This window comes from Paraburkholderia unamae, from assembly GCF_003096875.1.
Classification (GTDB): Bacteria; Pseudomonadota; Gammaproteobacteria; order Burkholderiales; family Burkholderiaceae; genus Paraburkholderia; species Paraburkholderia unamae.
On sequence record NZ_QEOB01000055.1, the window covers coordinates 1 to 7,566 of the forward strand.

The 7,566-nt window shown below is 65.3% G+C and carries 8 protein-coding genes and 1 pseudogene; 1 reads left to right on the forward strand and 8 read right to left on the reverse strand.

From position 1 onward, the window contains the following. The 5 genes from C7402_RS45895 to C7402_RS45910 form a co-directional block, all read right to left on the reverse strand. Positions 1-203: hypothetical protein (locus C7402_RS45895; protein ID WP_133254677.1), on the reverse strand; the 203-nt coding region annotated here is incomplete at its 3' end. Positions 204-547: 344 nt separating this feature from the next. After that, on the reverse strand, positions 548-703 hold the full coding sequence (locus C7402_RS47305; RefSeq protein WP_165842142.1) for a hypothetical protein: 156 nt from the start codon (positions 701-703) through the stop codon (positions 548-550). 51 nt (positions 704-754) lie between these two features. Continuing rightward, complete coding sequence (locus C7402_RS45900) at positions 755-2,083, reverse strand: MFS transporter (protein WP_224041216.1); 1,329 nt, start codon at positions 2,081-2,083, stop codon at positions 755-757. Positions 2,084-2,231: 148 nt separating this feature from the next. Next, entirely contained in the window at positions 2,232-3,785 is a 1,554-nt protein-coding gene (gene mhpA / locus C7402_RS45905) for a bifunctional 3-(3-hydroxy-phenyl)propionate/3-hydroxycinnamic acid hydroxylase MhpA (protein WP_116615287.1), read from the reverse strand. A gap of 70 nt (positions 3,786-3,855) precedes the next feature. Then, the gene (locus C7402_RS45910) at positions 3,856-4,707 is read right to left on the reverse strand and encodes a fumarylacetoacetate hydrolase family protein (protein WP_116615288.1); all 852 of its coding nucleotides are present in this window, start codon (positions 4,705-4,707) and stop codon (positions 3,856-3,858) included. 145 nt (positions 4,708-4,852) lie between these two features. On the opposite strand from C7402_RS45910, the gene C7402_RS45915 reads away from it, so the two are divergent. Beyond that, a complete protein-coding gene (locus C7402_RS45915; RefSeq protein WP_116615289.1) occupies positions 4,853-5,449 on the forward strand; it encodes a VOC family protein in 597 nt (198 codons plus the stop codon). A 14-nt stretch (positions 5,450-5,463) separates the two neighbouring features. On the opposite strand, the gene C7402_RS45920 is transcribed toward C7402_RS45915, so the two are convergent. The 3 genes and pseudogenes from C7402_RS45920 to C7402_RS45930 all read right to left on the reverse strand — a co-directional run. Next, complete coding sequence (locus C7402_RS45920; RefSeq protein WP_112174529.1) at positions 5,464-6,219, reverse strand: IclR family transcriptional regulator; 756 nt, start codon at positions 6,217-6,219, stop codon at positions 5,464-5,466. 233 nt (positions 6,220-6,452) lie between these two features. Continuing rightward, positions 6,453-7,196: an acetoacetyl-CoA reductase gene (gene phbB, locus C7402_RS45925; RefSeq protein WP_112174530.1), complete on the reverse strand. Its 744-nt coding sequence runs from the start codon at positions 7,194-7,196 to the stop codon at positions 6,453-6,455. Between the two features lie 238 nt (positions 7,197-7,434). After that, positions 7,435-7,566: pseudogene (locus tag C7402_RS45930) on the reverse strand (acetyl-CoA C-acetyltransferase); the annotation flags it as partial.

The window sequence follows — 7,566 nt, forward strand, 5'->3', positions numbered from 1 at the left end:
TGTTCCTCCGGCATGTCCAGCGCCGTGGTGAGCGTCAGGTCGTACTGGCAGACAGTCGAGAGCCGTTCCTCGCCCGTGATGGCGCTGAGCACGAAAACCGGCTGGCCGTCCGGTTGCTCGGGCAGGGCCGGCCCCGTGACCCGGATCGTGCGTTTCTGCCCTTTCGGCCACCAGCGCCCGAAGATCTGCTCGTTGGTCAGCATGCCGGGCAACCTCCCGGCTGACGGATGGAACAGCGGCGTGCAACGACAGGCGGGCAGTGCATGAAACGGGCTCCTCTCTCTGGCTCGTGATGGCAATGTGAGACATGGGCGCGTTGTCCCATCGGACGTGCGCCTGATCTGGCACTGTCTGCCTCGCCCCGAGCACGACCAATCGGAGAAATCCGAAACCGCTGCGGCGCATTGGAGCGTGCCGCCAGGTATTTGATGGGCCGCAATGTTTGACGAAGGGAGCAGCGCTGGTGGCGTACACATGCTGCGCGACTGCCCGCAAAGTTATCCGGGCCGGGTTTACACCTTGGAAACGGTGGGCCCGTGTAGGTGCGTCAGCGCTGGAGCGGGGTACAAAGTGGAAAGAGGTTCTGCACCGCGTGCTCGAACGCGAGGAAGCGCTCGCCGTGGCGTTGCGCCGCGAGGCCCTCGTGATCGAGCAGGCGTTGCGGCAAGCGAAGTGAGGGATGTGGGGATTGCGGGGAATGCATGGGGCGCGGCGATCGATCGACATGATCGCCGCGCCCCATGTGATGCGAGCGTTACGTGAAATCCACCGCAGCGGCGGAGCGCTCCACCCTTGCGCGCGACGACGCATGCAAGCCCAGATTCGCGAGCAGCGCCACCAGCGCCGAGCCGATCACATACCACGCGGGCGCGGCGGGCGACCCGCTCATGCGCACGAAGGTCGCGCACAGGAGCGGCGCGAAGCCGCTGAACAGCACCACCGAAACGTTGTACGCGAGCGCAATTCCGCTAAAGCGCACCTGCACGGGAAACAGATCGGCGAGCACCGCGGCCCACGTGCCGCTTGCCAGCGAAAACACCAGCGCGGCGAGCACGAACAGCACGACCACGTTCACGCTGTGCGCGGCAAGCGCCGCATAGAACGGCCACGCAAGCGCGGCGAGCAGCACGCAGGAAAGGCGCAGCAGATAGCGGCGCGGCACGAAGTCGCCGGCCCAGGCCGCCGCCAGCAGACCCACGGAACTCACGAGCAAGTACGCGTTCTGCGCGAGCGCGGCGTCGCGCGGCGCATAGTGCAGCGTTTCGATCAGATACGCGGGCATATGGCCGTAGAGCACGCCGTTAAAGCCCGCCATCACCGCGACCGAAAGCGCGCCGCCCACTACCGCCCCGCGATGATGGCGCAGCGTTTCGCGAAACGGCTGCTTCACTACGGCGCCCTGCATCTCCTTGAACTCGGGCGACTCGTCGAGATTGCGGCGCAGCAGGTATGAAACGATTCCGCACGCGCCGCCCACGAGAAACGCAATGCGCCAGCCGTAGTTCGCGGCATTGGCCGGCGACAGTGCGGACTGCACCACGAGGTTCACGATGGTCGCGAGCATCACGCCCGTATTGACCGCGCAGACGATCACGCCTGCCGCAAGCCCCGCGCGGCGCGGCGCCGCTTCCACCGCATAGGTGATCGCGCCCGGCATCTCGCCGCCCACGCAAAAGCCCTGCAATACGCGCAAGCCGATGAGCAGGAGCGGTGCGGCCACGCCCCATTGCGAGTAGTCGGGCAACAAGCCGATGCAGATGGTGGCGAGCGTGACGACCACGATCGAGCCCACGAACACGGGTCGCCGCCCCATGCGATCGCCCAGGCTGCTGAGCACGATGCCGCCGAGCGGGCGGATGATATAGCCGATAGCGAGCACCGAAAAAGTGAGCAGCATGCTCACGAGCGGGTCGCTGGCCGGAAAGAAGCGCGCGGCGATCGAGTGGGCGAAAAACCCGTAGATCACGAAGTCATAGAATTCGAGCGAGCCGCCCAGGCTCGCGATCAGGATCATGCGCCACTGGGCGCGGGTCAGGCCGGGCGCGGCGGTGATTGCCGCCGGGCGCGAAGGTGTCGTCTCCATTTGCTCTCCTTGGATGTTGGGTGCGGCGCGCGTGGTGTTCTGCCTGCGGATCTGCGTCCTGCGCCTGCTTCATGCCCCGGCGGGCGCTCGTTGTTTGGCGAGCGCCCGCCGGGATTCGGGTCAACGGTCAAGCTTCTTGCATCGAGGTTCAGGCCGCCACGGCCTCGCGTCGCTCCCCCGCGCGAGCGACGCCCGCACGTACGAGCAACGCATCCAGATCGTCGGCGTCGTGCGCCACGCCGCCAACGTAACGATCGGGCCGCAGCAACACGGCGCGCGCGCCCGCTTGTGCCAGCCAGTCGCGCAGCGCATCGCTCGTTGCGGGCACGATCGCCACGCGCTCGCGCTCGTCCTGCGTGAGCGCGTCTTGCGCGCGGCGCGCCAGCACGTCGTCGGCGACCAGCGCGAAGCGATAGCCCACCGCGTCGTCGAAGCGCGCGCCGTCTTCGAATACGGGCTGCGGGCCCACCTGGCCACCCGTCACGCCCGCATGCCAGCCGGGACCGAGGCGCGGCTGCGGCGTGCGGAACTCGCGGATCGCCGCGGTCATCTCGCGGTCGCGTGCGGCAACGGCGTCGCTATCGCGCGCCTGGATTACGCCGCCCAGTTGCACCGCCGTTTCGATGAACGTGCGCACATGCGGTTCGCGCTCGCTCTCGTAGGTGTCGAGCAGCGTGTCGGGCAGCGCGCCGTCGATCACGTCGGCGAGCTTCCATGCGAGATTCGAAGCGTCGCGTATGCCCGCCGCCATGCCCTGCCCCATGAACGGCGGCGTCTGATGCGCGGCGTCGCCCGCGATGAGCAGCCGGCCGCGCCGCCAGCCCTGCGCGATCACCGAATGGAACGTGTAGATCGCGGAGCGTTCCAGTTGCGCATCCTGCGGCGTGATCCAGCGCGAGAGGCGCTCCCAGATCCACTCGGCCGTGCCGATGCGGCACTCGTCGTCGCCCGGCATCACCATGATTTCCCAGCGGCGGCGATTGTGCGGCCCGCGCGTGTAGGTGGTCGGTCGCGCCGGGTCGCAATACTGAATGGAATAGTCGCCGAGGTCGGGCCGCTCGCGCTCCAGCAGCACATCCACCACGACCCAGCGTTCATGCGACTTCAGGTCAGCCAGTTCCGTGCCGATGAAGCGGCGCACCATCGAGCGCGCGCCATCGCAGCCCACCACATAGCGCGCCGTGGTGTGAGCGAGACGCCCGCGCCCCGTATCTTCGTAACGGATGCGCACATGGTCGTCGCGTTCGTCGATGGCGAAGACTTCGTGGCGCAGGCGCACGTCCGCGCCACCGCGCGCCGATAGTTGCGTGCGCAACGATCTCTCAAGATCCGGCTGGTGAAACTTGTAGCTCGCGCACCAGCCCTGCGGACCGATGCCGCCGGGGCGGCTCCAGTCGATCATCAGTTCGCCGCGCGCGTTCACGAACTTCATGCCCGGCCCGACGAAGAGGTCGGGCAGCAGCGTTTGCGCAATGCCCACCGCCTGGAACACGCGCATGCATTCGCCGTCGAAATGCACGGCGCGAGGAAGCTGGAACACGTCCTTGTCGCGCTCGAACACCACCACCTTCAGGCCGCGCAGCGTGAGCAGATTGGCAAGCGTCGCGCCGGTGGGCCCGAAGCCCACGATCGCGACGTCATATTCGGGCGCCTGGCTGTCCTGCCTTGCCTGGCATACCGAATTGTTTACGATATCCTTCATCCCGTTCACCTGGTTCAGGGTTGACTGCGCCGCACGCTGCCTGCGCGCGGCGCGCCCGGACTGACGCTTCTTACACTTCGTCCGCAACCGGGTTCGTCAGCGTGCCGATGCGATCCACCTCCACTTCCACCACGTCGCCGTGCTTCATGAAGAGCGGCGGATTGCGCTTCGCGCCCACGCCGCCCGGCGTGCCGGTCACGATCACGTCGCCGGGGAACAGCGGCGTGAACGTGGAGAGATAGGCAATCTGCTTCGCGATGCCGTGAATCAGCATCTCCGTGGTCGCGCGCTGCACTTCCTGGCCGTTCAGGCGCGTGACGAGCGTCATCAGCTCGTTTGGTTCGATCTCGTCGCTCGTGACCATCCACGGGCCGAACGCGCCGGTGCGAAAGAAGTTCTTGCCAGGGCCCCATTGGCCCGTATGACGCTGCCAGTCGCGAATCGAGCCGTCGTTGTAGCAGCTATAGCCGGCGATATGCCGCCACGCGTCGGCCTCGGCAATGCGGCGGCCGCCTTCGCCGATGATCACCGCGATCTCGCCCTCGTAATCGAACTGCGTCGACTCACGCGGGCGCAGCATCGGCTGGCCCGCGCCTACCTGCGAAGCGGGCAGGCGCATGAAGATCACGGGCTGCTCGGTGGTTTCGCGGTTGGTCTCCTTCACGTGCTCCGCGTAATTCAGGCCCACGCAGAAAATCTGCTGCGGATTCGCAATGACCGGTTCGAGGGTGACTTCGGCGAGCGGGTAATCGCCCTTGCCTTCGCTTGCGGCGCGCTGCGCTTCGGCATACGCACCGGCGGCGATCAGCGCCTTGAGGTCCGCGAAGCGGCCGCCCAGGCGCTTCTTGAGATCGAATACCGCGCCGTCGCGCACGACGCCGAACGACGAACCTTCATGGGTGGAAAAGCTGGCGAGTTTCATGATGCTCCGATGATAAAGAGTGAATTTCCTTTGGAATCGAGACGCGCATTTCTTGGTGCGTTTATCGTATTTTGAGAATACACTATGAAAAACGCAGCACACAACTTGATTTTTATCAGGGTTTATCACTACTACCGGAGACAACATGACTCTGCCGAACACCGAACCGACCACGAAGCGAACCGGCCTCACGCTCAGCCACATGGGCTTCTTCGTGAGCGACATGGCGAAGGTCGAGGACTTCTATACGCGGGTGCTCGAATTCACGGTGACCGATCGCGGCACGCTGCCCACGCCGCGCGGCCCGGTGAGCCTCGTATTCATGAGCCGCGACCCGCGGGTCCATCATCAGATCGTGCTGGCGAGCGGGCGGCCCGAGCAATTGCCGTTCAATCCGATCAACCAGATTTCATTCGAAGCGGACAGCCTCGACACGCTCAAGCGCTTTCACAAGCGCTTCGTGGAGGAGGAAATGGAGGAGATCACGCCGGTCACGCACGGCAACGCGATTTCGATTTACGCGCGCGACCCGGAAGGCAACCGGCTGGAGATTTTCATCGACACGCCGTGGTACGTGGACCAGCCGATGCGTGTGAGCGTGGATTTCGCGCTGCCCGACGAAGCCTTGCTCGCCGAAGTCGAACGCCATGCGAGCACACTGCCGGGTTTCCGGCCGCGCGAGGAATGGGAGCAGGAGATGGCGGCGCGCATGGGTATCGCCGGTATCGCCAGCGCTGTTTGACCCCCTGGGCGGAGTCAGGCTTCGATCAGCACCCGCACGCGCGACGAGATGCGCGCGGCGGCTTCCTTCACGGCCTCGACCACGCGTTCGAGGTTGAAGAACGCGAGGCGATGCTCGGGCACGACGAGCGCGAGCGAAGCCACGGCTTCGCCCGATGCGTCGGTGAAAAGCGGCGACGCCACGGCGGACATGCCCGCTTCCAGTTCGCCCTTCGAGAGATAAAAGCCCGCGCGGCGAATCTTCAGCAGGCTCGCGCGAAACTCTTCGAGCGACGCGCCGAGCCCGCTTGCGGCGATGTCCTCCGGATACTGCTCGAACAACGCGGCCAGCTTGGCCTTGGGAAAGGTCGAGAGAATCGCCTTGGGCGCGGCGCCGAGAAAGAGCGGGCGCGGACGGCCGCGCCCATAGCGCAGGTCGAACGCCGCGTCGTGCGTTTCGCGGTGCGTGTCGACGAGTTCGTTGCCGTACCAGCGCGACATGACGGCATCGAAGCCCGAATGCTCGACGAGTTCGCGCATGATCGGCTGCCCGGCCTTGAGCAGCGGGTCGGAAATGCGCAGATGGTAGTCGAGCGTGATGATGCGCGGGCCGAGGCCATATTCGCCGCCGACGAAACGCAGCAGCATGCCGGTATCGACCAGCTCGCGCAGATAGCGGTACGCGGTCGGCACCGAGCATGCGAGTTCGGCGGCCACCTGCTCGGCGGAAAGAAAAGGCCGCTCCTCCGAAAAGAGTTCGAGGATGGACAGCAGTTTCGCAATGCTCGACAAAGGCCGGTCTCCGGTCACGCCTGGGGTGGCCAATTATAGCGGCACGGCCTCGCAAGTCCCGCCCGGTCTCGCGGCGCGCCGCCAGAAAGCGGAACCGCCGGATGGGCGCAAACGCATTGCGCGTTTGCATCCATCCGGCGGTGGGTGTCGGGCGTTCACGCCGCCGGGGCAGCCCGAAACAGATCACGTGAACGGGTTACGTGACCTCGCGGGCGGGCGGCGTGCGAGCGGCATCACTGCATATGCTGCCCGCCGTTGATGGGAATGTTCGCGCCCGTCACGAAGCCCGCTTCGTCCGAGCACAGAAACAGCACGAGCGCGGCGACTTCGCCGGGGTTGCCGAGGCGGCCCATCGGAATCTGCGGCAGGATCTTCGAGTCGAGAATGTCCTGCGGAATGGCGGTCACCATTTTCGTGGCGAGATAGCCCGGCGAGATCGTGTTCACGGTCACGCCCTTGCGCGCCACTTCGAGCGCGAGCGATTTCGTGAAGCCATGCATGCCGGCCTTCGCCGCCGCATAGTTGGTCTGACCAATCGAGCCCTTCGAGCCGTTCACCGACGAAATGTTGATGATGCGGCCCCAGGCGCGCTCCACCATGCTGTCGCACAGCGGCTTCGAGATATTGAAGATCGAGTCGAGATTCGTGCGCAGCACGGCGTCCCAGTTCACCTTGTCGAGTTTGCGGAACGTCATGTCGCGCGTGATGCCCGCATTGTTCACGAGAATGTCGACCGGGCCGATCTCGCTGCTGATCTTCGCCGCGCCGCGCTGGCACGACTCGTAATCCGCCACGTCCATGCCATAGGCGTGAAACTCGCGGTCTGTCTCCTTCATGCGGGCGAGCCAGTCCGTGGCACCAGCGTTGTCAGGCGAGTGCGTCACAACGACGCGATAGCCTGCATCATGAAGCTTGACGCTGATGGCCTCGCCAAGGCCGCCCATTCCACCTGTTACCAATGCAATACGATTAGTCATCCTGTATATCCGCGAGAGTTTGCGTCAATAAAGCGTGGTCTTACTTGAGTAAGCGCCACATACGTCGTCGCCCTGCTTCACCTTTCCACCCCAGGTAAAGACAAGGCAGAGACCGCGCGGCTTCTAGTCAGCTTCTAATATTGCGCGTGGTTGTTGCCACGGCTCGCCGGCGCTTGCGCGCACGGCGAACCGCTTCCTGCCCTGCTTGCTGCCTCGATGCCTTGAAATGCGAAACGAATCAGGCCCGTTCGAGCGCGAGCGCCACGCCCATGCCGCCGCCGATGCACAGCGAGGCGAGGCCGCGCTTCGCGTCGCGGCGCTGCATTTCGTGCAGCAGCGTCACGAGAATGCGGCAGCCCGATGCGCCGAT